The organism is Candidatus Mycoplasma haematohominis (genome assembly GCF_902712995.1).
Lineage (GTDB): Bacteria > Bacillota_I > Bacilli_A > Mycoplasmatales > Mycoplasmoidaceae > Eperythrozoon_B > Eperythrozoon_B haematohominis.
The window spans coordinates 81,268-106,535 of sequence record NZ_CACTIB010000021.1; the positions used below are offsets into that span (position 1 = coordinate 81,268).

Consider the following 25,268-nt stretch of genomic DNA (forward strand, 5'->3'; position numbering starts at 1 on the left):
TTTACAAGTTAGTTTAGTTTGCAGATGTATTGTTAGAGTCTTAGAAGGTTTCATATTTAAAAAGAATGTCGACGAAAAGAATAATTGGAGCAGCTGCAAGTGCAACAGCAGTAGTATCTGGAAGTACGGCAATTGCTGTTGTTAATAGCAATAAATATGGTGATTTTTATTGATATTCTGTAGATGATAAAGAGAAAGGAGGAAAAGGTAGAAAGTATATAGGTAATGATTTGAGCGAGATAAAGAAATTATTAAAGGAATTAACAGACATAAAACAGTATAGATCAGCTCTAAAAGCTAATTTAAAAACAATGAAGAAAACTCATCTTACTAATTTGACTGGAGCAGATGTTGATGCATCAAAAGAGGACAGCAATTCTAAGTTAGATGCATTTGCTAACTACATAAATAAATGATGTGAAACTTTAGCTTTAAAAAGTGTTGAAAATTCTAAGAAATCTGAAGATGGAAAGTGAGATGAATCTAAATTTGCGGATAATGAAGGAACAGAATGGAAAGCATTCAATGATCAATGCACGATAGGCGAAGAACAATTGCCAGCATTAAATGCTTAAAGACTTTAGATAAAAGATAAACAAAAATTATTCAGAATTAAAAAAGAAGATTTAACAGTTAAATTGAGGCTCTAAATAAAAACATATAGAGCATTTTTAGAAATTAATTTCTTTAGAAAAAATAAAAAATTTATCAATAATTTATCGTCTACAATAAGAAATATACATAATTTAGTTGACTTTCAAGAAATTTTGTTTATTGAAAATTACTAATATGCCACGCGAATTTCGAGTTTAGTTTTACATTCTCAAGATTTAAGTAAGTTTGAATCAAATATGGCATCACCAGCAGCAATAGGAGCCGGAGTTGGCGGAGGAGCAGTAGCTGTAGCAGGAACTAGTTATGCTGCGTATACTCAGTTGAGACCCTATGATAATTTTTTGGATTATGCTCAGAGGAATGGAAAAGTTTACATAGGAGGAGGAGAAGCTAGGAATATTAAGTCAGCAATAAAAAGCAGCTCTGATGTTTCAAGTGATGGTTATAAGAAGGATTTGAAAGATAATTGGACAACAATAAAAGGGGATGATGCTAGCGCTTCTCAAGAAGGAGATATTGATGGAGCAGGAAAAACAGGAGATACAGACGAAGCTAAATTAAATAAATTAGCGACAGAAGTAAATACTTGATGCGAAAGCAAAAAAGAAAAAACACCTACTAAGACAGGGGATAGTATAGATTGATTAAAAGTAGGTCAAGATGCTAATTGAGTATTGTTTGAAAAGGTTTGTTTAGAGAAAAGTTAGGGAAGTAAGAATCTTATGTCAACTCAAGCAATAGGCGCTGCAGCGGCTGGAACAGTAGTAATAGGCGGAGGAGGAGCAACCATTGCTTATGCAGCAGGTGCATTTAATGGAGAGATTAAATATAAAAACTTTGGCGATTATGTAAGAAGAAGTGGGAAGTATAGATATATAGGTCAAGGGGCAACTGTTTCCGAAAATGATCCTACTGCGGAAAATATAAAAAAACTTTTGGAAAAGGAAAGCAGAGAAAACAAAGAAGATTATAGGAATAAATTAAAGGAACAAGAACCAGATATGAATTTGAATCCAACAGATGCAAGCACTCCAAAACCTTCTAAAGAAGATATAAATTCTGCAGGACAAACAGAAAAAACAAATGAAACCGACAAAGTATCTAAGTTTGTAAGCAAATGATGTATACAAAATAAGACAAATAAACCAACACCTAGTGACGGAAAAGAGGAATTTACTGAGGAAAAAATAAAACAACATGCAAATTGGTCTAAGTTTGAAGCAGTTTGTTTAGAGCTAGTTTCAACAACAAATAAATAATGACATCACAAGCAGTAGGAGCAGGAGTTGTTGGAACAGCAGTAGTCGGAGGAGGCGGAACACTAGCTGCCTATGCAGCAGGCGCTTTCGGTAAAGATACTTATTTAACTCAAGCTAAGTCAGATTCAGAAATTAAGGAAAAAAAGGATTATATAGGAAACAATAAAAGCACTATTGAAGAGCGTTTGGGCGATACTTCTACACCTAAATATTGAGACATTGTAAAGGGAAAGTGAGACAATATGCTAGACGATACAAACACTTTAGGGAAGCCGTCTGGTGGTTCCAGCGCGTTGTTCGGAGACAACGATAAAGCAACAAACAAACTTAAGATAGCTACGTTTGTAAATAAATGATGCGAAAGCATTTCTAAAAAAGAGTTGAAAATAATTCCTAATTCTGAAGGAAATGAAAAAAATACATGAGAAGCTTTTAAAGAAGTTTGTTTTGTAGCAAAAGCAGTTTCATCAACCGTTGTATCTTAATTTATGTCAACTCAAGCAATAGGCGTTGCAGCGGTTGGTACAGCGGTAATAGGGGCAGGGGGTTCAGCCATAGCTTATGCAGCTGGAGCTTTTAATGGAGAGACTAAATATAGAAACTTTGATGATTATGTAAACAGAAGTGGAAAGTATGAATATATTGGTAAACTAGGAGAAGATACTGAGAGTGGTTCTATAAAGGAAAAAGTAAAAAGTTTTTTGCAGGACAGTAGTAAAAAAACAGCGTATAAGGGTAAGTTGAAAGACAGTATAAATGAGATTAGTGAGTCAGAAGTAGATAGCAGTGTCAAACCAACTCAGGACGAAATAGATAAAACAATCGATAGTACAGACAGCACTGGTGCATTAGAAAAAACTTCTAAGTTTGTTCATAGTTGATGTAAGAAAAATAAAGATTTGAAACCTACACCAAAAGGCGGACAAGTTGATTTCAAAGAAGATGAGATTACAAGTCATGCAAGTTGAAATAGATTCAAAGTTCTTTGTTTAAATGAGATAGTTAAAGCGGGTAATGTCTAATCCCTTAGTAGCAGCAGCTGCAGGAACAGCGGTATTAGGCGGCGGAGGAGTAACCATTGCTTATGTTGCTGGCGCTTTTGAAATTAGATATGAAAATTTTGATAGCTATGTAAATAACGCACTTAAAGATACACACATATATGCAACACTCGATGATGCAAAATTAAAAACAAAATCTTCAGATACAAATACAACTTACGTAAAAGCTTTAAAAAAAATAGTTAGTACAACTGGATTAAGCGGAGTGGATAATACTTTACAAGAGAGTGATGTAGGTAATATTTCTACTGATAGTGGCAAATTAACAAAAATTACAACAAAGACAAAAGCTTGATGTACGGACAGAAAAAGTAAAAAACCAAAAGAAAAAGACACCTGATGAACAGAATCTGCAATTAAATCAGATGAAGATTGAGCTACTTTTCAAACTGTTTGTTTAGAAGAGAAACCAAAACAACAATAATGTCTACACAAGCTATAGGAGCTGCAGCAGCTGGAACAGCAGTATTAGGTGGAGGTGGAGTAACCATTGCTTATGCAGCAGGTGCATTTAATGGAGAATCTAAGTATGTTGACTTTAATGATTATGTAATTAATGGTGGCGAGTTTCAATATTTCGGAAGCACTGAAAACGAAACAGATGATAACTCTATTAGTTCAAAAGTAAAAGCACTTTTAAAAGACGCAACTAAGAAAACAAAATACAAGGAAAAGTTAAAAAACAACATAAAAGGAATTAGTGTTTCTGGCGAGAATAGCAATACTAAGCCAAATGATGATGAAATAGATAAATCAGGCGAAGACTCTGATTCAGATAGTAGTAAGTTAAATAAAACCGCTAAATTTGTCCATGATTGATGCAAAAAAAATAAAATCACAAAGCCTATTGCAGGAAATGAAAAAACTAAATTTACTAAGCAAGAAATAAAAGAGCATAAGGATTGATCTAAATTTGAAGCTCTTTGCCTGGAAATAAAAGGAAACAATTAATAAAAGATACTCTATGTCTACACAAGCAATAGGAGCTGCAGCTGCCGGAACAGCAGTATTAGGTGGAGGTGGAGTAACCATTGCTTATGCAGCTGGAGCTTTCTCTGCATCAAAAACACAAGAGGAAGAAAGAGATACTTATTTAACTCAAGCTAAAAAAGAATTACAAGCAACTAAAGATTACATTGGAAATGACAAAACCAGGATTCAAGGATTATTGTCATCTACTTCTGACACACCTGCCTATAAAACTACTTTAAGTGGGGTTTGGGGCAATATGAGTGAAACAGAATTGAAAACAAAAGATAGTTCTTTAGAAAAACCAGCAGATTCGGAAATTCAAGATAGCACCAAAGCAAGTTCAGTTGCTGATTATGTAAATAAATGATGTACTCATATATCTAATAAACAATTGGATATTGTTCCGACAACATCAGATGCTAATAGAAATACTTGAGATGCTTTCAAAGCTGCTTGTTTTGCAGATAAAACTCCACCAACAGCCCCAGGAGCTTAGTTTATGTCAACACAAGCAGTAGCTGGAGCAGCTGCCGGGGCGGCATTATTAGGAGGAGGCGGGACACTAGCAGCTTATGCAGCTGGAGCATTTAATTCAAAGGATAAAGATTGACAAGATACAACTTTTAAAGACTATGCAGCCCATTTGAACTTTAAATATATAGGAGAAACGGGCACTACAGCACCTGGAACTTTACCAACTAAAGAAAAAATAAAAACTAAGATAGATGGAGACTCTACAGGAATAGGATACAAGAAGTCTTTAAAAGATAATTGGGAAAATATGAAAGTAGGAGATGTTGACGAATCTTCAAAAAGTAAAAGGCCAAATGGAAACTTAGCAACTTTATTTCCCGCAGATAATAATTGAAGCGAGAAAGAGAAAATTTCTGAATGAACGGAAGAATGATGTAAGGCTGTTGCCAATAAAACAGTTAAAGCTAAACTAACAAAAAACAATAAAACAGAATGAAATACTGGTTTGTTTGAAGGTAATGTTTCTTGAAAAGCTTTTAAGGAGGTTTGTTTGGAAACAACGGTTAATTTAGGTTAATAAAAAGTCATTTATATTGGCGAACTCATAGATTTTTCAATTCAGTATCTTAAATCGTTAAAGCAGTTAAAAAATAGATTGAAGGCTCTAATATAGAGAAATTAAATGAGTTATTTGATATTGTTGTTTGCGAAAATAAATATTTCAAACCCATATCTAAGTTAAGAATAGAAAAATATTTTTTATTTAATTTTAGGGTCTTTTGTTTTGGGGAAAATTTAAAAATTGCATAATATATATAAGACAAAAATTTGCAAATAATTAATTGTCTACGGTAGATAATACATAAAGTTAAGTTAATTTCTCTGACATTTATCTTACGGCTTTTGATTATCATGCTCCGAAAATTTTTTAGTTAATTTTGATAGTTTATGTCAACACAAACAATAGTTGCCGTGGTGGCAGGAACAGCAATTGCAGGAGGAACTGGAGCAAGTGTCGCTTATGCTGCAGGGGCTTTTTCAAGTGCAAAAAATGAAGCTAGTGAAACTCCATCAACGCCCGGAACAGTGGATCCTTCAGGAAGTAATGGGTCTGCTCAGGGTACTGGTGTTGAGCAATCTGGTTCATCACATCAAGCTTCTGGAAGTACATCAGGGCAAGGAGCTCAAACAGAAGTAGCATCTGGTTCTTCAAATGTGACAGAAACAAGGAGTGATAATGGGCAACAAGTTTCTGTCCCTTCACAACCTGCAAATACTTCTCCTGGCGCAGTAACACCATCAGCATAAATATGGCATCCCCAGCAGCAATTGGAGCAGGAATAGGTGGAGGAGCAGTAGCTGTAGCAGGCACTAGCTATGCAGCTTACACTCAATTAAGACCTTATGATGATTTTTCAGATTATGCAAGAAGGAATTGGTTTAGTTTTATATACGAGACAGATGAAAAGATTAAAGAGAAGATAAGAAATGGCGGAGATGGTACTGCCGAGGGCTATAGAAAGTATTTAAAAGATGAGTTGGAATCTATAAAAGGAACTGGAGATGGAATGCTTACGGATGAAGATGTTACAAACGCCGGAAAAGATAATGACACAGGAGGAGCTAAATTAACTAAAGTAGTTGAGAAGGTTAAAGCTTGATGTACAACCGAAGAAAAGAAAAAGCCTCAAGGTGAGAATGGAAAAGTTGATTGATCAAAAATAGAAGCAGATGTTAATTGAAAGAAATACGAGAAATTATGTCTAGAACCGCCCAAGAAATAGTCTTATTATGTCTTCGAAATTAGCTTTATCAGCAGCTGCAGGAACTATGATTGTTGGCGGCGGAGCTGCTGTAACTTATGGAGTTAGCAATTCTTTTAATAAAAATTCTGGATCTAAAACTTCCAAACCTAATGAAGGTTCAACCTCTGATCAAAATCAGATAGGAACTACTCTAGAAGGATCTAGTTCTGGTTCCGGAATATCTCAGGATTCTGGTTCAAGATCAGGATCAAATCCTTCTAGTACGGTTTCTTCAGGGCAAGATGCACAACAAACAGTGAACGGGGACAATACAGGACAGCCCTCTTCAACAGGAAATCAAGGTTCAGGAGTTCCTTCTACACATGAAACAGGTGGTCAGACTACTTCTCAAGCAGGATCTTCTGGAGGATAAATTAATAATCTTATGTCAACACAAACAATAGCTGCTGCAGTAGCAGGAACAGCGGTAATAGGAGGTGGCGGAGCAACTATTGCTTACGCAGCAGGAGCTTTTGATGCTAAGTATAGTGATTTTGATGACTATGTTAAGAATGGAGGCAAGTATAGATATATAGGTAGTTCTGGAACAGATAGAAGTCTTACAGAGGACAAAATAAAAGCTCATTTGAAAGATACAAATAAAGGAGATAGTTACAGAACCGCATTGACAGGAAAAATAGACAATATGAATTTGACTGGAACAAGCAACCCTTCTAAACCAAACGCAAGTGAAATAGGACAAGCAGGAAAAGAGGCAAGTGGAACCACAACAAATCTAGATAAAGTTGCTAAGTTTGTAAATCAGTGATGTGAGGTAACTAAGGTTAAAAAACCTGCAAATGCACAAGCAGGAGATAAGTTTAGAGTTAGTGATCTTGAAGCTGTGAGTGAATGAAATGCATTTGTTTCAGTTTGTGTAGAGGAAATTAATTAGATATGTCTAATCCTTTAGCAGCCGCTATAGCGGGAACAGCAATAGCCGGAACTGGAGGAGCAGCTATTGCCTATGCTGCTGGAGCTTTTGGTGGAAAGAAAGAAAGTTCAACTGTTAATGAACCTGCAACTAGACAAAGTGAACAATCTGGAGTTAGTCAAGATTCAGGTAATTCAGGTGGAGGAACAGTAAATGCTGATCAACAACCTCAACCTTTAGCAGCTCAAGCTGGCAGTTCAGGCACTTCTTCTAGTACAGCTAAGACAAATGAAAATGGCGGAGATACTGCTGTAACAACAACTTCTGGAGATACAACCCAAGCTCAAACTCAGCCTCAATCCTTGCAGAACTAGATAAAAATTAAGTTTGTCCGTCTATAAGTTTTTAAAAAGGTTGTAGTTTGATGGTTTTTAATGAATATGAAGAAGAAAAGGCTACTTAATCAACAAATAAAAAATGGATCTAAATGCAGTTAGATTTGAATAAAGATTGTAGAGAATTTAAAGTTTTTTGTGTACAGGTAATTTTTCAATAAGGTTGATTTGTAGACAATTATTTGTATAGGGTAGACTTTATAGTAATTAGATCTAGAAAGTGGTTTCATTTTTTTAAGAAATTGTTTATTAGATAGATTAATTTATATTTGACAACATGGCGCCTGGAGAAATAGTAGCTTTAATTATTGGTTTAATAGCTTTTTCTCTTCCTGCATACAATGGTTGTATGTGGTTGATCAAGTATAAGAATAGATCTAGAGATAAGGAAAATGAAAATCCGGATTATAGAGAAGGTTCAAAAGCTAAAGAGCCTGGAGCTATTAACAAAGTGATGGTTTATTGATTTAGTGGAAGATGATTGACAAATATTAAATATAAGTGGTCACAATTAATGAGAAAAATTCGTAGGTATTAATGACAACTCAAGCAATAGGAGCAGCTGCCGTTGGCGCAGCAGTAATAGGGGGCGGCGGAACATTGGCTGCTTATGCAGTAGGAGCTTTTAGTGAAGTTAAGTATTTAGACTTTAATGATTATTTTGTTAAGGTTTTTGTCAAGGAATATCAGCTTATAAACTTAGATGATCATTCTGCTATAGAGGGGAAAATAAAAAATACTACAAGCGGTAACCTATACAAAAAACTGCTAGGAAATCATTGAGATAATATGCAAGAAGGAGGTTTTACTGTTACTGATCCTTCAACTAAGCCATCTAAAGAGGATGTGGAAGGAACTGGTAAAGAAGCTGCAGTGGCTAAATGAACTAAAGAGTGATGTAAAGCAAGAAAAGACAAAAAGTCAACAGCAGAAGATAAGAAATGGACTAAGTCTATAATAGATGCTGATAAGGAGTGACAAGCATTTTTTGCAGTTTGCTTGGAGAAAAAATCAAGTTAATAATTTGGAATATTAAATAAGCTATGGCATCACCGGCAGCAATAGGAGCAGGAGTTGGAGGGGGAGTAGTCGCTTTAGCTGGGACTAGTTATGCTGCTTATACACAATTAAGACCCTATGATGATTTTTTAGATTATGCCAATAGAAATTGGTTGGTTTATATAGGAGATACCGCTAATGGTTTCAAGAATAAGATATCTGCTGATACGGGAGATGGAACTCAAAATGGTTATAGGAAGATTTTGAGTGAGAAATTGAATTTAATTAGTGGAACTGATAATCAAATCAATGCAGATGATATTCAAAAAGCAGGCAAAGATGCAGATGATTCAGATAAAGCAAAATTAAACAAGGTGGCAAAAAAAGTAAGAGATTGGTGTGAGAGTAATAAGACAAAAGGATCTAAGTCTACTGATAATGTGAATTGAGCTTCAATAAAAGAAAACGCTGATTGACAAAATTTCGAGCGATTGTGTTTAGAGACTTCTAAATAGTCTTAATTTTTAAAGGATTATTTTCTCCCGGTTCAGTTACTTTTTTTAGTTTTTATATCGTTGTAATAAGGCCAACTTGCCGGAACTTTTTCATCTTTTCCTTCTTCAGAACAGGCAACCCAAGCATCTCTAAAATATCTGCCTTTTTTCTCTTCATCATCAACAGTTGTGTCAGATTTATTCAAAAACTTTACTACATGTTTTTCTCAATAGTTAATATCTGAAGTTCTAGACAAGACAAAACGAGATAGATTTCTGCATTCTTGATAGAAGTTTTCCATGTATTTTTGATCTTCTCCTTTATTTAATTCTTTGATTTTTGCTTTGGCGGTCTCTTTATCGCTAGTTTCTGTTTTTAGCAATGTGCTTGGAATCAATAATCCAAATCTGTAACTTTTATTTTCATTTCTTTTTGCGTACATTTCCGCAAACCTATCTTCTCATAATCCTTTTTCAGTCGCATCCAAATTTTTATAACTGTCAGATTTTGTAACTCTTAAACCTTTTTGATTTCCACTAGTTACAAAGATTTCAGCAAAAGAAAAACCTATTTTTTGTTGTAATTTATCGGCGGATTTATCATTAAATTTTTCGTTTTGAAAACTCTTTTTAGCTTGTATAGTTCCGACTGAACTTGTTGCTAATATAGCTCCGCCTCCTAATCCTAGTTTGGCGTATGAAGGTATTAGTTCCATGATTATTTTTTTGGTTGTACGCTTTTATTTATTTAAGCAGAGAGCAAAAAAGTTTTTAAGATTAGAGAAAAAAATTTGATTTAAGTGTGACTATTTTTGATGGACTAAGTACTTTTTATAAGTAATACTTTTGTTGTTTGGGAAGGCTAGAAATTTACTTGAATTATTTACTTTCTATTTTTTATTACTGTTTCAAACTGATTTTTCTGCCTGTATTTTTGATTGATACGGCCAATTAGGATTTATATTATTGTCTGTTTCTTCGGTAGAACAAGATACTCATGCATCTCTGAAATATTTAGCTTCTTTTTCATCTTGTTGAGTTGTCGTGTCCTGATCATTTAAAAACTTCTTAACTAATTTTCTTCAATGATTATTATGGTCTAATTTACCAAAAACAAATTGAGACAAGTTTCTACATTCTTGATAGAAGTTTTTCATGAAATCTTGTACTTCAGTGCTTGTATCTAGTTTTTCTATTGCTTCTTTTGCTTTGCTTTCTTCTTTAGTAGGATTTTTTAATATGGTCTCTGCAACTAATAAATTGAATCTGTAACTTTTCAATTTATCTCTATCTTTGTAAACTTTAGCGAATTTATCTCTTCATGTTTTTTTTGTTTCTTCCTCTAACTCCTCATAACTTGTTTTAGGTGTAGCATTTAATTTGTCTCCAAAGATTTCTTTAAATGTATAACTAGTTTGTCTTCATGAACTTACTTTGAATTCTTGATCAAATCCTTCTGATTGTAATTTACTTTTTACTTGGGTTGTTGTTACTGCACTAGATGAAATTACAACCGCTGCCCCCCCTCCTAATTTTGCTGCTGGTGGTACTAGTTGCATTTTCTGTTATTAGAGAAGAATTGAGTGGAAGAAACTAGATGTCACAACTGCTCCTAAACTTTATTGGGGTTTGAATTGTACTAATCAAGTTATAAAAACTTTATTGAGTTACAAATTGTTGAAAATTAGATCTTATGTGCAGATCTTTTTAAATAATTATCTTTCTGATTTCAAGTGCTTGATTATTTGTTTTTCTCGTTTGTTTTCAATCTTTTGTAGTTTCATTTTTTTATTTTCTCTATTTCTCCAACTCCTAGCTTGTATTCGTTGTTTAAAGTACTCTTTCTCCCTACACAGATTTCTTTATATAAATCTTTAGGAGTTGCGTATTCTAAATTTCAAGAAGAACCTTCTGGATCTTTGTATTGCCCTTTTTCGAACTTAATACATCAATTTACCATATCAGGTATTCATTTTTCTACAGCATAGATGGTTACTCCGCCTGAATGTCCAGCTCAGAAAGGCTGATCCATAGAATTTTGATTTTCTGTCGCTATAGGATTTTTTGTTATTGTTTTATCCTCCCCTCAAATTCTTTTTCAGTCGTCGCGAGGATGATTGTTTAATGCTCCTGGAATATTTCCGGGACCTGGATTTTCAGTGCTACTAGCAATAATTGCAACTGCTCCTTCTTTGCCATGTAATTTTGTTATGGAAACTACTTCACTGTTATCTGAATCTTCTGTTGGAGGTTTTTCTTTACTTCATTCCTCAAGATAGCTTTTAACTTCAGGGCTTAATGTATGTTCTTGATCTTGAGTTCCAAGAATCCCTCCCGTGGTTGCTGCTGTCACTGTAATAGTTGCAGCGCTTGCAGATACTTTCAATTTATTCATCGAAAATCAGTTCTATAAAAATATTAATAACTGAAAATTACTTATGTTTAAATTTATCTACAGAGATGTTTTTTGTGAAACATCAGGAAATTTATTTTTGACTTAATCGAAAAACAGAATCGCCAATTCTGAAAAGTTTGAATAAAGGGAAATCAGGAGTATTCGACTTCATAGAATGCGGACTTTTCTTAATTGATAACATTAGACTTTAGATCATCTTATGTCGGACAATGACCCAGTTTTATTTTCTAAAGTTAAATTAAATTCTCAACAACAAAAAGTTGTCGAATCCGGGCTAGGCTTTCGTTTAATAATTGCTGGAGCTGGTGCTGGAAAAACGAAAACTTTAGTTGAAACTGCTGCTTATTTAGTAGAAAAATGTGAGATAAAACCAGAGGAACTTTTAATACTCACGTTTACTAGATTAGCAATAAATGAATTTAAAGAACGTTTGCATGCAAAGTTTAATTTGTCTCCAGAGGATGTTGTTTCTAGAGAAATAACAGATTCAGTCGCCCCAACTATAAATACTTTTCATGGCTTTTGTTTGCAATTGTTGAAATGAATCAAATACAAACCAAACCCTGATTCTCATTTTGAAATCAGGATAATTAGTGATAGAAATTCAAAAGTTTTGTTAGTTTCTTCTTACTTTAGACTCTCTGGTTATTACAGAAATTTAATTTTTGGGCATCTTTGCAGTAGTCATAGAAAGGAACAGTCTTCAGAAGATGATGCGCATGAATATCTTAGCTTTAGACTTGCAGATGCTTTGTGGCATGATTTTGAAGAATTTAGGTTAGATGCTAGATCTAACGAGAATCATAGAATTTCGTCCGAAAAATATTTTTTTGATAATGATCCTAAAGAGAAAGAAGATAATGGCTCTATTAGATCTGCTTTTTTGCAATTGTGAACGTTTTATGAGGAAGAGCTTAAAAAGCTAAATTCCGTTGATTATTCATCTCTAGAGCATTTAGCAGATGAGCATGTTTTTAAAGTACCAGAACGTCTGGAAATTTTGAAAAATAAATTTAAAGTGATTATGCTGGATGAATTGCAAGATACCTCTGAGAAAGAATGGGAAATGTTAAACAAATTAAATCCAGTTGCTGGTTATTACGTTGGAGATCCGGATCAAAGGATTTATGAATTTAGAAATGCGGATCGTTATATTTTTGAGAAAGTTGCTCGTAAATGTAATTCAACACCCCACCAACTAACCATCAATTATAGATCTAGTCCAAATATCATTTCTGTTTCCAAAATATATGCTTCCAAGTTGAATGTATCTGAGGACGATAGATGATTACATAAGAACACAATACCAAATCCTGATTATTCTGGCTTTAATTTAAAAATTAAGGTTTTCAAAAAAGATAAAGATCAATTTTTGGAGTTGGTAGTCAATAAAGCTAATGAATATTTGGAAAGAAATAAGCAATTAGAAGGAGAAGAGCAAAAGAAATTAGCAATTCTAGTTAGGAGTAATTTTAGGTTGGAACAGGTTAGGAATACTCTGGGGGCATCTGGAATAGATTATGAATATGCAAACCCTTCTGATTTCTTCTCTAGAGAATGAATTGAATATGTTTTATGTTTTTTGAAGATTATTTTTTTAGATGAATTAAGTATTTTTACTTTATTTCCTTTGAAATGAATTCATACCTCATTACTTCCCTGATGCGGACAAAAGACTATAAAGGATGTGTTAGCAAAAATTAAATCTCAGCAAGAATCCCCTAAAAAAGTTATTGTTAGGATTTTTCAGGATAAAGAATATTTTTTTGAGGTTGTAAAAGATGTTTATGGTTTTAAGACTAAGAAAACAGATAAAAAAGATGCTTTTTCTAGGTTTATAGATTTAATAGTTCAATTTAAGAGATATGAAAATTGCAGATTAGATCAGCTTGACGAATTAATAAAAAGAATTTTGAGTGATACAGGATTATTAAGAGATAGATTTGTAGAGAATCAGAGTCTTATTAAGTCAGATATAGAGAAATTAATTAGGATGTTTTTAGGTTATTCTAATGGCAATGAAAATGTACCTGTCAGAGACTTGATTAATACTTTAGATAAATTTGAATATGTGTTTTATGAACATATAGATAAAAACAATTCCGGTATTTTTATTGGAACTATTCATTCATCTAAAGGACTTGAATTTGATGGAGTTTGTTTAGGTTTTGTAAATGAAAGTGAATTTCCATCTAGAAGAGCAAAGTATGAAGAAGACGAAAGAAGGTTAATTTATGTTGCAACCTCAAGAGCCAAAGAAGAATTAATAATTTCTTATGAATCTGCTTCGCCTTTTATATATGAATTGAGAGGGGCAGATGAAGTGGAATTTTTTGAATAGATGCAATAGTTTTTATTGGTTTCCGTTTATTAACAATTCTTTATAGTACTCATATCTTTTTTTAGCTAGCTCTATTTCTTTAGGCAATCCTTTTTCTAAGTCTTCATATAGAGCTCTTAGTGGTTCTAGTTGGTTAACTATTTTTTCTTGGATTTCTAGTGGAGGTAAAGGAATTTTTAGATTTTGAACATCTTTTTTCTTTATATGAGTTGCTACTCCAGAAGTTGCAAATTTTTTTATTTGTTTTCTTGTTTTTCAAGTGGAAAGGGCATAAGAGAGATACTTAGGATTTTGATTGTGTCTTACGATAAATAAATCAGTTCCTATTAGACATTTATTGCTGTTTACGTAAGCACAAACTGAACCTATCGACTCTGCGTTTAAAGCGCCATTAGTAATCAATAAATCTCTAGGAAAACATCATTTCTTGGATTTAATTAATTCTCCATCTACTGATGAAAAACATTTTTCTATGCAGTATTTATAGGTTGTTCCTATTTCATGACATAATACGCAAGCATCTTTTCCTGTGTTCAAATGTTTCTTTCCAATGTCTCCCCCGCTATCTATTTCTCCAATAAATTCGCCAAATTTTTTGAATTCTGATTTATCGATATCAGAAATTAATTTCTCTTTATAGTATTCAAATTGTTGTTTTCTGAGTTTGAGTTCGGTTTCTAATTCCCTAACTAATTCCCGAAACGCATCCAAGACTTCAACTATTTGTTCTTGTATTTCTAGAGGGGGTAGAGGGATTTTTATTTTTTTGATATCTTTTCTTCTTACATGTACAACAATTCCTGAAGTGGCTATTTTTTTAATTTGATTTCTTATTTTTTGAGTAGACCAGGCATATGACAAATATTTAGGATTTTGATTATGACTAAAACAAAAAATGTGTCTTTCAAATAAACATGGTTCATCTTGCCAATAAACAGAAGCAGATCCTATTTTTTCGATTGTATAACTAGATTCAGTTATTAATAAATCTCCTTTTTGGCAATATTTCTTCTCTATTAGTTCTTTTTTATCTGCAAAGGAGATTATTTTGTCTATGCACTCATCATATTTTTCATTTATTTCTGAGTAAGTTATACAAGGAAAACCATTTGCTTTTAATTGATCTTTAGATATTTTTATGCCTGTTTGAACATTTAAAGTTATTTCTCCTAAAGTCTTAGATTCCCAACCCCCCCTCTAATTAATTGATCTAATAGAAAAGTAATTGATTTCATGTATTAATTAGAGTCTAATGAATAGGTTTATTTAGTTCTTCACACCATTTTCTGCGCGATTTTTCATTATTTTCAATTTCTTTTAAATAGGGTTATTTTTTATTTATTTTTTCTTCAAAGTAGTATCGAAGCTTGCAATAATTGTTACCGCTTCATTACTGCTTGGGCTAAAGATGTATTCACATGATTTTAGAAGCCGCCCTTACAGCAAGGCTTGTTTTCTAATTCTCTCCAGTAATTAATAGATCTCTGTAATATTCATATCGCTTATTAGCTAATTCAATTTCTTTTGGTATTCCTTTTTCCAGATCTTCACATAGTTCTCTTAGATGATCTAAAGCATTAGCTATTTGTTCTTGTATTTCTAGGGGAGGCAAAGGGATTTTTAGTTTTTTAATGTTGGGTAAATTTATGTTTGTGATTGTTCCTGTGCTGGAATATTTCTCTTTTTGAAATTGAGCGTTTTGAGTCGATAAAGCATAAGCCAAATATTTTGGATTCTGTTTATGTTTTATTACTATAGTTTTGTCGCCAGCAATTCCTTTTTCAGATCCTAAATAAGCACAACAATCCCCTACTTTTCCATTTATTGTGCTAGCGCTAGCAATTAATAAGTCCCCTTGCTCAAAATATTTTGGGCTTTTTATTAATTTGGCATCAGTATAAGAAATGCATCTATTGAATCAAATTTTGAAAGTAGTGTATATTTCTCCGTAATGTATACAAGGATAATTTCCTTTATTTATTTGAAGTTTAGTTACTTCCTTTCCCAAGTATATTTCTTTAGCTATTTCTCCTAAAGTCTTGTATTCTCCCCATCCTTTTTCAATTACATCGGAGATGAGCTTGTTCAAATAATACCTATATTGTTTTTTTCTGAGCTTGAGTTCGACTTCTAACTCCCTCACTAACTCCCGAAGTACATCCAGGATTTCAGAGATTTGTTCTTGTATTTCTAAGGGAGGAAGAGGGATTTTTATTTTTTTAATACTGGAAGAATATAGATGAATGACCGCCTCTCCTGTTGCAAATTTTGTTTTTTGTTTTTTAGCTTCGTGAGTTGAAAGCGCATAAGATAAATACTTAGGATTCTGATTGTGTTTTAGAACTAGAATATCCGATCCGGCAATTGCTTTTGCTGAACCTAAATAAGCACAACAATCTCCTATTGTTCTCGCTATTTGACTAGATGTTACGAATAACAAATCTCCATGTTCAAAATATTTAGGATTTTTTATTAAAGATGGATTAATTTTGAAATTGCAACAATCGAATCAAATAGAAAAAGCATTTGATATGGATCCTGGAGTTGTACATGGATAATCTCCACTTCCTATTTGTGAATTAGTTACTCCATTTCCGCTATAAATTTCTGTCGCTATTTCGCCTAAAGACTTCCATTCTTTATCTCACTTTCCAACTTTGTTCTTGAATAAGATTTCTAGTGATTTCATGCATTAATTAGAGTTTAAATTAGGAGAAATATTTAAATTTGATTGTTGAATTTGTAATCAGAAATAAAAAACAAAAATTAAAAAAAGACACTGAATTAGTTTGTAGTTAACTCTTGCAATCAGTCTTTTATTTATTAGATAAGGGAAGACTATATGCTATAAATCTACTGAATTATAGAAGAGAGATGTTTTTCAAATCAAAGAGAAAGGAAATAATAAGGTCGATTCTTTCTCTTTTAACTAAAGAAGAAATCGAGAGTTTAACTTGACGTTACGACAATATTGTTCTTACTTTCGAAGATTTATTGAATGGCTTTTTCAATAATTTGATTCCTGTTCATAGTCTGAAAAAATCAAGAGAAATAATAGAAAATGAAGTTTTATTTTTCAGAACTTACAATTCAGTTTCTAAAAGCGATCACATAACTAAAGGGAATAAATTTATAGAAGATTTGAAAAAGGCTCTATTCAGAAAAAGTTTGGATCAGAAGTTCTTAGAGTTTTTAAATAGAGGGTGACATAAAAAGATAAATGAAATAACAAGAAAACTGGATGAAACAAATTCAACTTATACGAAGGAATAACCTTTATAGATATTTTTGAAATACGAATAAAAATATTGGAAGTATAAAGGTAGACAATATAAAGATTCCTCTTCTAATAAAAATAGTTCTTTTGGGCACGAAAAGATTTCCGAACAGAAAAATAGATATATCTTTTTCCCAGTAATCTAAGTTTCTGTCTAGAAAATATTTTTTATGGGTAAAGATTATTTTTGTCACTTCGCATAGAGTTTGATTTATAGGAAAAACAGGATAAAGAGAGCCGAATGCTTGAATTAGTTGTTCTTCAAAACTTACTTTTTTGCCATCTTTGGTTGTTCTTGCAAGTAAATTTAGTGTTTCTTCTGAGAAGATTCCTACTATTGCTTTTATTGTCTTTTCGGTCTTTTTGTGCACAAATTAGATAGAAAAGATTTGAGGCAGCGTGAAAATTAAAGGTTCTATGTTTTGGTTGTTTTAGATGAATGTAAAAGTAATTTAATTAATTAAAAAATGAATTATTTATGTATTTTGAGTTCGGGTTATTCTCTGTAAGAGAAATTTATTTTTTGTTCCCAATAATTAATAATTCTTTGTAGTACTCATATCTCTTATTAGCTAATTCGATTTCTTTTGGGATTCCTTTTTCTAGATCTTCGCATAGTTCTCTTAGATGATCTAAAGCATTAGCTATTTGTTCTTGTATTTCTAGGGGAGGAAGAGGGATTTTGATTCTTTTTAATCCATTAGTTGCTAAGTTAGTTAAAGTTCCTTTTTTTGCATGTTTTTGTTTTTGTTGTTTAGCGTTGTTTGTGGATAAAGCATATGCGAGATATTTAGGATTTTGTTCGTGTTTCAACACAAACATCGCTGCTCCTGCAATTATTTTTTCATTTCCCAAATAAGTACAAGCTTTGCCTATATTTTCAGACATATTACTTGCAGCGGTTATTAATAAATCTCCGTATGAGCAATATTTAAGATTTTTTATTAATTTTTCGTCAGTGTACGAAATACATTTTTTAAATCAAATTCCGTAGTCGGTATATATTTCTGTGTACTGTATGCATGGGCAATTTCCAGTACCGATTTGACTGTTATCAACTTCATTACCTCTGTAGATATCTGTTGCAATTTCTCCTAAAGTTTTTCATTCGACCCATCTTTTTTCAATTACATTTGAAATAATGCTGTTTAAATAGTATTCGTACTGTTTTTTTCTGAGTTTCAGTTCAGCTTTTAATCCATTGATTAATTTTCTAACTAACTCTCTAAATGCATCCAAGACTTCAACTATTTGTTCCTGTATTTCTAAAGGAGGTAGAGGTATTTTTATTTTTTGTAAATCGTTTTTTCTTATATGTAATGCTATTCCTTTTTTGTAGTACTTTTGTTTTTGAAATAGGATTTGTCTAGTTGTCAAACAATAAGCTAAATATTTTGTATTTTGGCAGTGTTTTATGCAAAAGACATGAATTCCTAGCAAACATGGATTTTTCCCGAGATAAGCTGCAGCAGTTGCCAATTTATCTAATGTATGGCTAACCTCTGTAATTAAAAGATCTCCTTCATTGCAGTATTTCTTTATTTTTATTTTTGAATCATCTGTGAAGGAAATAGTTTGTTTTATGCATTCATCATATATTTCATTTATTTCTGGATAAGTTATGCAAGGAAATTTTCCTGTTCCTAATTTTTCTTTAGGTATTCCTGCTCCACTGTATATTTCAGTAGAAATTTCTCCTAGAGTTTTTCTGTCTCAACCCCCCCCTTAGTTAATTTATTCAGCAGGGATGTAATTGACTCCATGTATTAATTAGAGTCTAATGAATAGAACCTATTTATTATTTCTAAATTGGTTTGTCGCGTTCTTCATATCACCCTCCTCCTCATTTCTCATTGTTTTCAATTTCGTTTCAATAAGGTCAATTTTTATCTATTTTTCCAACCATTGCGCTTCCATTTTCTGAGCAACTAACCCATGCATCTCTGAAGAATCTTTTTAATTTTTCTTCTAACTGTGTGTCAGAATTGCTTATGAAATTAAGAGCGGCAGTTTCATAATAATTTGAATCAGATTTCTTTCCTTTCACGAACCTAGATACTTTTCAACAAATGCCATAGAATTTCTTTAATTTATCTTTTACTTTCTCATTTTCTTTTAACTGCTCTACTTCCTTTTCTGCTTTTTCTTTCCTAATTCCTACTGCGTCAATTTTGTGTTCTTTGGCTTCTGGAAATAAATCTTCAGGAAACAAAGAGTAGAAACTAGCACTTCTTAGTTTGCTTTTGTAGGCGTAAGTTCCTGCAAATCTTTTTCGTCATTCTTTTTTCGCTTCTTTTCCTAGTAGTTCATAATTGGAAGCATCAGTGCTAATTAGATTTGTTGCAAGGATATTTTTTAGACTGTAACCTATTTTGTTTCATCCATAATCATGGGATTCAGAAGTAAATGTTTTTTCTGTTGAAGCGCTCTTAATTCCGTAAGTAATCGCAGAGCTCGCAATAATTGTTGCCGCTCCTACTCCTGCTTGGGTTGAAGTTATGCTCATAAGATCTCTAAGTAAAAGTTCTAGCACTCGTCTTTATAACTCTGGGATTAACTAATTTTTTCCAATAATTAATAAATCTCTGTAATATTCATATCGCTTATTAGCTAATTCGATTTCTTTTGGGATTCCTGTCTCCAAATCTTCGCATAGCCCTCTTAGTTGATCTAAAGCATTAGCTATTTGTTCCTGGATTTCTAGAGGAGGAAGGGGGATTTTTAGTTTTTTAATTGCTGTAGAAGTTAGATCAAAAACTTTTACTCCTTGTGTTAGCTGAATTTTTTGTTTTTTGATTTCTTTCGTAGATAGAGCGTAAGCCAAATATTTTGGATTTTGGTTGTGCTTAAAGATAGCTGTATGACCTCCAACAATTGCTTTTTCTTTACTTAAATAAGCGCAAGTTTTACCAATATCCTTTAAGTTTTCACTGGTGATAGCCATGATTAAATCTCCGTATTCACAATATTTAGGGCTTTTTATTAGCTTCTCGTCTATCAGTGAGGAACACTTGTTAAATCAAATGTTATGTTTTGTATGTATTTCTCCATAAAGAATGCAAGGACATTTTCCACTGCCTACCTGAGATTTAGTAATTCCATTACCTCTATAAATTTCTATTGCTATTTCTCCTAAAGTCTTATATTCTCCTCATCCTTTCTCAATTACATCGGAAATGAGCTTGTTCAGATAATACCTATATTGTTTTTTTTCTGAGCCTGAGTTCGATTTCTAACTCCCTCACTAACTCCCGAAACGAATCCAGAATTTCGGAAATTTGTTCTTGTATTTTTAGAGGAGGAAGAGGAATTTTTATTTTTTTAAGTCCGTTTGTTGAAATACTTACTATTGCTCCTTCTTTTGCGTATTTTTGTTTTTGTAGCTTTGCATTGTGTGTTGATAAAGCGTATGATAGATATTTTGGATTTTGATTATGCGTAAGCAAAAACATGTTTCCACCTGCTATTGCCTTTTCTTTTCCTAAATAAGCACAGCAATCTCCAATACATCTAATAACTTGGCTAGCTGCAACTATTAAGAGATCTCCACATTCAAAATATTTAGGGTTTTTTATTAAAGATGGATTAACTGTGAAGTTGCATTTGTCAAATCAAACCGAAAATGCATTAGATATCGAACCATAAGTGGTACAAGGATAACTTCCAGTACCAATTTGACTGTTATCTACTTCATTTCCTTTATAGATATCGGTAGCAATTTCTCCAAGAGATTTTCATTCCCAACCCCCCCCTTAGTTAATTGATTTGTTAGGGTTGTAATTGACTCCATGTATTAATTAGAAGTCTAATGAATAGAACTTATTTAGTAGTCTTAGTTAAAAAATAAGATTTTTTCTAAGGGGGATTGTCTAATTCTTCGTATCATTTTCTGCCCTACTTTTCATTACTTTCTACTTCTTTTCCATAAGGTTATTTTTTTATCTATTCGTCTTTCAAAGTAGTAGTGGAGCTTGCAATAATTGTTACCGTTCCCTAACGGCTTGAACTAAAGATGTGTTCATGTAATTTTAGAATCTATTCTTACAGAAAGGGCTGTTCTCTAATTCTCTCCAGTAATTAATAGATCTCTGTAATATTCATATCGCTTATTAGCTAATTCGATTTCTTTTGGTATTCCTTTTTCTAGATCTTCACATAGTTCTCTTAGATGATCTAAAGCATTAGCTATTTGTTCTTGGATTTCTAGAGGCGGAAGTGGGATTTTTAGTTTTTTTATTGCCTTGGTTGATATGTGCGAAACGGTTCCTTCGGTTGAGTATTTTATTTTTTGATTTAGTGCATGATTTGTAGATAGAGCATAAGATATGTATTTAGAATTTTGGGAATGTTTAAGAACAACGATATCGCTGCCCACAATTATTTTTTCTTTCCCTAGATAAGTACAGGATTTAGATATATTTTCTGCCATCACACTAGAGATGGCAAACAATAAATCCCCATGTTCACAATATTTAGGATTTTTGATTAATTGTTTTTCTACGGAAGAAATGCATTTATCGAATCAAATTTCGTAATTTGTATATATTTCGCTGTAATGAATGCATGGATATTGATTTGTTTTTATTTCTTCTTTTTTAATTCCATTACCTCTGTAAATATCTATCGCTATTTCCCCTAAAGTCTTATATTCTCCCCATCCTTTTTCAATTACATCCGATATGAGCTTGTTCAAATAATACCTATATTGTTTTTTTCTGAGCTTGAGTTCGTTTTCTAACTCCCTCTCTAACTCCCTCTCTAACTCCCGAAACGAATCCAGAATTTCGGAAATTTGTTCTTGGATTTCTAAAGGAGGAAGAGGGATTTTTAGTTTTTTTATGCTTGCAATAGTTATTCCCGTAACGGTACCTGTTACGGCGAATTTCTCTTTTTGATTTATAGATTTAGTTGTTGCAAGAGCATAGGATAAGTATTTTCCGTTTTGATTATGGCGGATTAAAGTTATGTTCTTTCCAATAATTATTTTTTCTTGGCTTAAATAAGCACAGCACTTTCCAATTCCCGTTTTTGCTGTACTAGCATTTGCAATTAGTAAATCTCCATAATTGCCATATTTAACTCCTTTTATTAATTTTTCGTCTGTTTTGGAAATGCATTCATCGAATCAAATTTCAAATTTAGTATATATCTCGCCATAATGAACGCAAGGATAATTTCCTTGCCCTATTTGAGACTTAATGGCTCCGACCCCTATACAAATTTCTGTTGTAATTTCCCCTAAAGTCTTATATTCCCCTCATCCTTTCTCAATTACATCGGAAATGAGCTTGTTCAAATAATACTCATATTGTTTTTTTCTGAGCTTGAGTTCGGTTTCTAATTCCCTCACTAATTCCCTCACTAATTCCCGAAGTATATCAAGGATTTCAGAGATTTGTTCCTGGATTTCTAAGGGAGGAAGTGGGATTTTTAGTTTTTTAAGTTGTTCTATGGGAAGACCTTTTACTGCTCCGCCACGAACAATGTTATGTATTTCTTTTTGAAAACACAGAAGAGAATAGTAAAGATATTTAGGGTTTACTTCAGATTTAGTTTGTAATTTACAAACAGTTGAACTTAAATAAAAGTCTTGTTCGTGATTATTAAAAGCTATTTTTCCTGAACTAGCTCCAGAAGTTGTGATGCAAACTTCTCCGGGCTTTAAAAGAAATTTATTTAGATCTCTTGAATAGTCTTCTTTTGAAAAATAAACTAGTTTTTCCGTATCTATTTTTCCTTTTTGTACGTTTAGAACCTTTATTATCGGCAATCCTGATTTTTTATATTTTTTTTCGTCGAAACTGAAGCCTCTTTGAATATCTATAACATCTGCAAGTGATTTTCATTTTCAACCCCCCCCTTAGTTAATTGATTTAGTAGAGTTGTAATTGACTCCATGTATTAATTAGAGTCTAAATAAGAAAATTTATGTTGACGAGTATTAGTTTTATTTGAATTTATTCGTTGAAAATATTCATTGCACAATTGTTCCAATTGACGATATTATTCCTGCAATTAAACCGAATAAGTTTAAAAATTTAAGAAATTTTGCAAAAAATAAATTTTTCGAATCCGAGAACAAGATTCTAAATTTCGAAATAAATTTTTTGATTTTATTTTTTTCTAAAAGATAAATTTCTTTCGTCTTTACATTTAGCGCAATAACTCTTGTTTTTCTTAAATTAAATTTAGGTTCTAATTTTCCAAATTTTTTTAGGAATTCTTGCCAAGGAGTAGTTTTCTTTAATTTAGATTTAAATTTTTCTAATTCTTTTTTAGTAAAGACACTTATGATCACTTTAATAGCCCTTTTAGTCTTTCTCTTTCCTGCTTTTCTTTTCAATCTAAATATCTTTCAGATCAGCTTTTTTTAAAGAGTAATATGCTTAGATTTTCAATAAGAACAACGTCTTTGTATTCAAGAGAAGAGTGTCTGAATTTTTTTAACTCTTTTCTTACAATTTCTTCGGTTCTTTTTAAGCCATAGATAGGAATTAAGTCTTCGAACATTCCTGATAATCTCTTCTCAAAATTAAGTATTTTTCCATCAGCGCATTCTCTTGATAGAGAATCTATTTCTTCTGGAGTAAGGAGGGAGAATATTAGTTTTATTATTTTCCTTTTTCTGATCAAATTTAGGAACATGTTTATTTTTTTAAGGGATAATAATATTTTTAACTTACATTGATTAGTAGTTCTTTATAGCACTTATATCTTTTCTTAGCTAACTCTATTTCTTTAGGTAATCCTTTTTCTAAGTTTTCATATAGTTCTCTTAGTGGTTCTAGTTGGTTAACTATTTTTTCTTGGATTTCTAGGGGAGGTAAAGGAATTTTTAGATTTTGAACATCTTTTTTCTTTATGTGAGTTGCTACTCCAGAAGTTGCAAATTTTTTTATTTGTTTCCTTATTTTTCAAGTGGAAAGGGCATAAGAGAGATACTTAGGATTTTGATTGTGTCTTACGATAAATAAATCAGTTCCTATTAGACATTTATTGCTGTTTACGTAAGCACAAACTGAACCTATTGACTCTGCGTTTAAAGCGCCATTAGTAATCAACAAATCTCCAGGAAAACATCATTTCTTGGATTTAATTAATGTTCTATCTACTGATGAAAAACATTTTTCTATGCAGTATTTATAGGTTGTTCCTATTTCATGACATAATACGCAAGCATCTTTTCCTGTGTTCAAATGTTTCTTTCCAATGTCTCCCCCGCTATCTATTTCTACAGTCCTATTTCTCCTGCGATAACTAAGACAAGTGACTATTATGAGCAGACAAGAATGGCTGCAGGATGGAAAGCTTTAGATGTTAAGGTTGTGCATGATATGAGCAATTTCCATGAATTTGTTCATAGTGTTTATTCCAAGATTGATTCCTATAAGGATAAAAGTGGATTGAATATTACTGATTCTTGAGCAACCGGTCAAGCAGCTATTGGAATTTTGACAGATCCTAAAAAGAAACAAGAGATAATGGATAACCTCGTTTCTTTTGGGGTTCATATCATAAATCAGTCATTTGATCCTAATTATTTCAAAGATAAATCAACTCCAGAGAATCAAAGACCATGGCCAGTCTTTTTTAAAACTTTATTGCAACAACCTTTCAAAATAGACAGTACTCAAGTTTTTGCAGGATACAGTAGAGCTATATTTGATGTAGATGAATTTGTTTTAAAGAATACTAAAGAACAACAGTCAAAATCAGGGGTAACAAGTAATGTTTACAAGATTTCAAAAGATTGACAAGATAAGGAAGTAAACGAAAATAAAATTACCACAATTAAAGAATGAGATTATCCAGCTAAATATAAGAGCGAAAGTATAAAAAACATAGTTCAGAATTATGAAAACACCTATTCAAGTAACTTCCCTAAATCACCTATGATCTTTGATTTCCCTTCAAATGAAAAATGAAATCTATTCTTGCAACAGGAAGGGGCAACCTCTACAGGGTTTATGAGGTATAGGGATAATTTGAAAAATATTATGTTGGAGGCTTTACATAATAAGCATATTCCTGGATCTAATCCTCCAACTGCCTTAAAACACTTTCCAGATCAGAAATTTATTAATTGAAATAGGGTAAAAATTAGCGCCACTCCTATAGATTTGGAAAAGGCATTGAAATCAGTTTTGGCTTTAACTAATCAGTGAAGTATGATATTTAATGCTTATGCTAAGGTAAAACTCCACTCTAGGTTAGGTGAGATGATACAAAGAGATCCAATGCTTATTACTGTGAATATGATGATGGAGGATGGTACTTTTAGATTTA

Annotated in this window: 33 protein-coding genes and 3 pseudogenes; 20 read left to right on the forward strand and 16 right to left on the reverse strand. The window is 32.3% G+C overall.

The genetic code is table 4. From position 1 onward, the window contains the following. Nucleotides 1-65: 65 nt before the first annotated feature. From H6411_RS04265 to H6411_RS04345, 17 genes are all read left to right on the forward strand, one after another. Nucleotides 66-575: a hypothetical protein gene (locus H6411_RS04265; protein WP_216083406.1), complete on the forward strand. Its 510-nt coding sequence runs from the start codon at nucleotides 66-68 to the stop codon at nucleotides 573-575. Nucleotides 576-851: 276 nt separating this feature from the next. Continuing rightward, nucleotides 852-1,322 (forward strand): hypothetical protein, encoded by a 471-nt coding sequence (locus tag H6411_RS04270; RefSeq protein WP_216083407.1) that lies wholly within the window; start codon nucleotides 852-854, stop codon nucleotides 1,320-1,322. Between the two features lie 15 nt (nucleotides 1,323-1,337). Continuing rightward, nucleotides 1,338-1,874, forward strand: a complete 537-nt coding sequence (locus H6411_RS04275) for a hypothetical protein (RefSeq protein ID WP_216083408.1) — start codon at nucleotides 1,338-1,340, stop codon at nucleotides 1,872-1,874. After that, complete coding sequence (locus H6411_RS04280) at nucleotides 1,874-2,359, forward strand: hypothetical protein (protein WP_216083409.1); 486 nt, start codon at nucleotides 1,874-1,876, stop codon at nucleotides 2,357-2,359. Before H6411_RS04275 ends, H6411_RS04280 begins: the two co-directional genes overlap by 1 nt. A 3-nt stretch (nucleotides 2,360-2,362) precedes the next feature. After that, a complete protein-coding gene (locus H6411_RS04285; protein ID WP_216083410.1) occupies nucleotides 2,363-2,896 on the forward strand; it encodes a hypothetical protein in 534 nt (177 codons plus the stop codon). After that, nucleotides 2,889-3,359: a hypothetical protein gene (locus tag H6411_RS04290; protein ID WP_216083411.1), complete on the forward strand. Its 471-nt coding sequence runs from the start codon at nucleotides 2,889-2,891 to the stop codon at nucleotides 3,357-3,359. The genes H6411_RS04285 and H6411_RS04290 overlap by 8 nt, the downstream gene beginning before the upstream one ends. Then, entirely contained in the window at nucleotides 3,359-3,886 is a 528-nt protein-coding gene (locus tag H6411_RS04295; RefSeq protein ID WP_216083412.1) for a hypothetical protein, read from the forward strand. Before H6411_RS04290 ends, H6411_RS04295 begins: the two co-directional genes overlap by 1 nt. 13 nt (nucleotides 3,887-3,899) lie before the next feature. Continuing rightward, a complete protein-coding gene (locus H6411_RS04300; RefSeq protein ID WP_216083413.1) occupies nucleotides 3,900-4,403 on the forward strand; it encodes a hypothetical protein in 504 nt (167 codons plus the stop codon). A gap of 3 nt (nucleotides 4,404-4,406) precedes the next feature. After that, nucleotides 4,407-4,958 carry a hypothetical protein gene (locus H6411_RS04305; RefSeq protein WP_216083414.1) on the forward strand — a complete coding sequence of 184 codons (552 nt, stop codon included), beginning with the start codon at nucleotides 4,407-4,409 and terminating at the stop codon, nucleotides 4,956-4,958. Nucleotides 4,959-5,329: 371 nt separating this feature from the next. Continuing rightward, nucleotides 5,330-5,689, forward strand: coding sequence for a hypothetical protein (locus H6411_RS04310; protein WP_216083415.1), 360 nt, complete (start codon nucleotides 5,330-5,332; stop codon nucleotides 5,687-5,689). Between the two features lie 2 nt (nucleotides 5,690-5,691). Further along, nucleotides 5,692-6,165: a hypothetical protein gene (locus tag H6411_RS04315; protein ID WP_216083416.1), complete on the forward strand. Its 474-nt coding sequence runs from the start codon at nucleotides 5,692-5,694 to the stop codon at nucleotides 6,163-6,165. Nucleotides 6,166-6,172: 7 nt separating this feature from the next. Continuing rightward, nucleotides 6,173-6,559 carry a hypothetical protein gene (locus H6411_RS04320; protein ID WP_216083417.1) on the forward strand — a complete coding sequence of 129 codons (387 nt, stop codon included), beginning with the start codon at nucleotides 6,173-6,175 and terminating at the stop codon, nucleotides 6,557-6,559. 12 nt (nucleotides 6,560-6,571) lie between these two features. After that, the gene (locus H6411_RS04325; protein WP_216083418.1) at nucleotides 6,572-7,081 is read left to right on the forward strand and encodes a hypothetical protein; all 510 of its coding nucleotides are present in this window, start codon (nucleotides 6,572-6,574) and stop codon (nucleotides 7,079-7,081) included. Nucleotides 7,082-7,083: 2 nt separating this feature from the next. Continuing rightward, nucleotides 7,084-7,434 (forward strand): hypothetical protein, encoded by a 351-nt coding sequence (locus tag H6411_RS04330; RefSeq protein WP_216083419.1) that lies wholly within the window; start codon nucleotides 7,084-7,086, stop codon nucleotides 7,432-7,434. Nucleotides 7,435-7,732: 298 nt separating this feature from the next. Further along, nucleotides 7,733-7,993 (forward strand): hypothetical protein, encoded by a 261-nt coding sequence (locus H6411_RS04335; RefSeq protein ID WP_216083420.1) that lies wholly within the window; start codon nucleotides 7,733-7,735, stop codon nucleotides 7,991-7,993. Next, a complete protein-coding gene (locus tag H6411_RS04340) occupies nucleotides 7,993-8,475 on the forward strand; it encodes a hypothetical protein (RefSeq protein WP_216083421.1) in 483 nt (160 codons plus the stop codon). Before H6411_RS04335 ends, H6411_RS04340 begins: the two co-directional genes overlap by 1 nt. Nucleotides 8,476-8,498: 23 nt before the next feature. Then, nucleotides 8,499-8,969, forward strand: a complete 471-nt coding sequence (locus H6411_RS04345; RefSeq protein WP_216083422.1) for a hypothetical protein — start codon at nucleotides 8,499-8,501, stop codon at nucleotides 8,967-8,969. A 17-nt stretch (nucleotides 8,970-8,986) separates the two neighbouring features. Here H6411_RS04345 and H6411_RS04350 read toward each other — a convergent pair whose 3' ends face one another. The 3 genes from H6411_RS04350 to H6411_RS04360 all read right to left on the reverse strand — a co-directional run bounded on the left by H6411_RS04350 (nucleotide 8,987) and on the right by H6411_RS04360 (nucleotide 11,343). Further along, a complete protein-coding gene (locus tag H6411_RS04350; RefSeq protein WP_216083423.1) occupies nucleotides 8,987-9,664 on the reverse strand; it encodes a hypothetical protein in 678 nt (225 codons plus the stop codon). A gap of 174 nt (nucleotides 9,665-9,838) precedes the next feature. Further along, nucleotides 9,839-10,507 carry a hypothetical protein gene (locus H6411_RS04355; protein WP_216083424.1) on the reverse strand — a complete coding sequence of 223 codons (669 nt, stop codon included), beginning with the start codon at nucleotides 10,505-10,507 and terminating at the stop codon, nucleotides 9,839-9,841. Nucleotides 10,508-10,689: 182 nt separating this feature from the next. After that, the gene (locus H6411_RS04360; protein ID WP_216083425.1) at nucleotides 10,690-11,343 is read right to left on the reverse strand and encodes a hypothetical protein; all 654 of its coding nucleotides are present in this window, start codon (nucleotides 11,341-11,343) and stop codon (nucleotides 10,690-10,692) included. A gap of 220 nt (nucleotides 11,344-11,563) precedes the next feature. On the opposite strand from H6411_RS04360, the gene H6411_RS04365 reads away from it, so the two are divergent. Next, the gene (locus H6411_RS04365; RefSeq protein ID WP_216083426.1) at nucleotides 11,564-13,705 is read left to right on the forward strand and encodes an ATP-dependent helicase; all 2,142 of its coding nucleotides are present in this window, start codon (nucleotides 11,564-11,566) and stop codon (nucleotides 13,703-13,705) included. Between the two features lie 12 nt (nucleotides 13,706-13,717). Here the strand turns inward: H6411_RS04365 and H6411_RS05940 are convergent, their stop codons facing one another. From H6411_RS05940 to H6411_RS04375, 3 genes and pseudogenes are all read right to left on the reverse strand, one after another. Beyond that, nucleotides 13,718-14,242 carry a restriction endonuclease subunit S gene (locus H6411_RS05940; protein WP_369408501.1) on the reverse strand — a complete coding sequence of 175 codons (525 nt, stop codon included), beginning with the start codon at nucleotides 14,240-14,242 and terminating at the stop codon, nucleotides 13,718-13,720. Nucleotides 14,243-14,383: 141 nt separating this feature from the next. Next, nucleotides 14,384-14,884: pseudogene (locus H6411_RS05945) on the reverse strand (restriction endonuclease subunit S); the annotation flags it as partial. 277 nt (nucleotides 14,885-15,161) lie between these two features. Further along, complete coding sequence (locus H6411_RS04375) at nucleotides 15,162-16,394, reverse strand: restriction endonuclease subunit S (RefSeq protein WP_216083428.1); 1,233 nt, start codon at nucleotides 16,392-16,394, stop codon at nucleotides 15,162-15,164. A gap of 185 nt (nucleotides 16,395-16,579) precedes the next feature. Between H6411_RS04375 and H6411_RS04380 the strand changes: the two genes are divergently transcribed. Continuing rightward, on the forward strand, nucleotides 16,580-16,978 hold the full coding sequence (locus tag H6411_RS04380) for a hypothetical protein (protein WP_216083429.1): 399 nt from the start codon (nucleotides 16,580-16,582) through the stop codon (nucleotides 16,976-16,978). A gap of 3 nt (nucleotides 16,979-16,981) precedes the next feature. On the opposite strand, the gene H6411_RS04385 is transcribed toward H6411_RS04380, so the two are convergent. The 10 genes and pseudogenes from H6411_RS04385 to H6411_RS04425 all read right to left on the reverse strand — a co-directional run bounded on the left by H6411_RS04385 (nucleotide 16,982) and on the right by H6411_RS04425 (nucleotide 24,178). After that, a complete protein-coding gene (locus tag H6411_RS04385; protein ID WP_216083430.1) occupies nucleotides 16,982-17,353 on the reverse strand; it encodes a hypothetical protein in 372 nt (123 codons plus the stop codon). A 145-nt stretch (nucleotides 17,354-17,498) separates the two neighbouring features. Next, a complete protein-coding gene (locus H6411_RS04390) occupies nucleotides 17,499-18,674 on the reverse strand; it encodes a restriction endonuclease subunit S (protein ID WP_369408502.1) in 1,176 nt (391 codons plus the stop codon). Between the two features lie 112 nt (nucleotides 18,675-18,786). Further along, nucleotides 18,787-19,488 carry a hypothetical protein gene (locus H6411_RS04395; protein ID WP_216083432.1) on the reverse strand — a complete coding sequence of 234 codons (702 nt, stop codon included), beginning with the start codon at nucleotides 19,486-19,488 and terminating at the stop codon, nucleotides 18,787-18,789. 51 nt (nucleotides 19,489-19,539) lie between these two features. Continuing rightward, complete coding sequence (locus H6411_RS04400; protein WP_216083433.1) at nucleotides 19,540-19,926, reverse strand: restriction endonuclease subunit S; 387 nt, start codon at nucleotides 19,924-19,926, stop codon at nucleotides 19,540-19,542. A gap of 253 nt (nucleotides 19,927-20,179) precedes the next feature. Then, nucleotides 20,180-20,701, reverse strand: coding sequence for a restriction endonuclease subunit S (locus tag H6411_RS04405; RefSeq protein ID WP_216083439.1), 522 nt, complete (start codon nucleotides 20,699-20,701; stop codon nucleotides 20,180-20,182). 341 nt (nucleotides 20,702-21,042) lie between these two features. Beyond that, nucleotides 21,043-22,344 (reverse strand): restriction endonuclease subunit S, encoded by a 1,302-nt coding sequence (locus H6411_RS04410; protein ID WP_369408503.1) that lies wholly within the window; start codon nucleotides 22,342-22,344, stop codon nucleotides 21,043-21,045. Further along, a pseudogene (locus H6411_RS05950) lies at nucleotides 22,318-22,809 on the reverse strand (restriction endonuclease subunit S); the annotation flags it as partial. The gene H6411_RS04410 and the pseudogene H6411_RS05950, both read right to left, overlap by 27 nt. Before the next feature lie 120 nt (nucleotides 22,810-22,929). Further along, nucleotides 22,930-23,325, reverse strand: a complete 396-nt coding sequence (locus H6411_RS04415) for a hypothetical protein (RefSeq protein WP_216083435.1) — start codon at nucleotides 23,323-23,325, stop codon at nucleotides 22,930-22,932. Further along, entirely contained in the window at nucleotides 23,271-23,627 is a 357-nt protein-coding gene (locus tag H6411_RS04420; protein WP_216083436.1) for a hypothetical protein, read from the reverse strand. Before H6411_RS04420 ends, H6411_RS04415 begins: the two co-directional genes overlap by 55 nt. 29 nt (nucleotides 23,628-23,656) lie before the next feature. Beyond that, a complete protein-coding gene (locus tag H6411_RS04425; protein WP_216083437.1) occupies nucleotides 23,657-24,178 on the reverse strand; it encodes a restriction endonuclease subunit S in 522 nt (173 codons plus the stop codon). 93 nt (nucleotides 24,179-24,271) lie between these two features. Between H6411_RS04425 and H6411_RS04430 the strand changes: the two are divergent. After that, a pseudogene (locus tag H6411_RS04430) lies at nucleotides 24,272-25,268 on the forward strand (hypothetical protein); the annotation flags it as partial.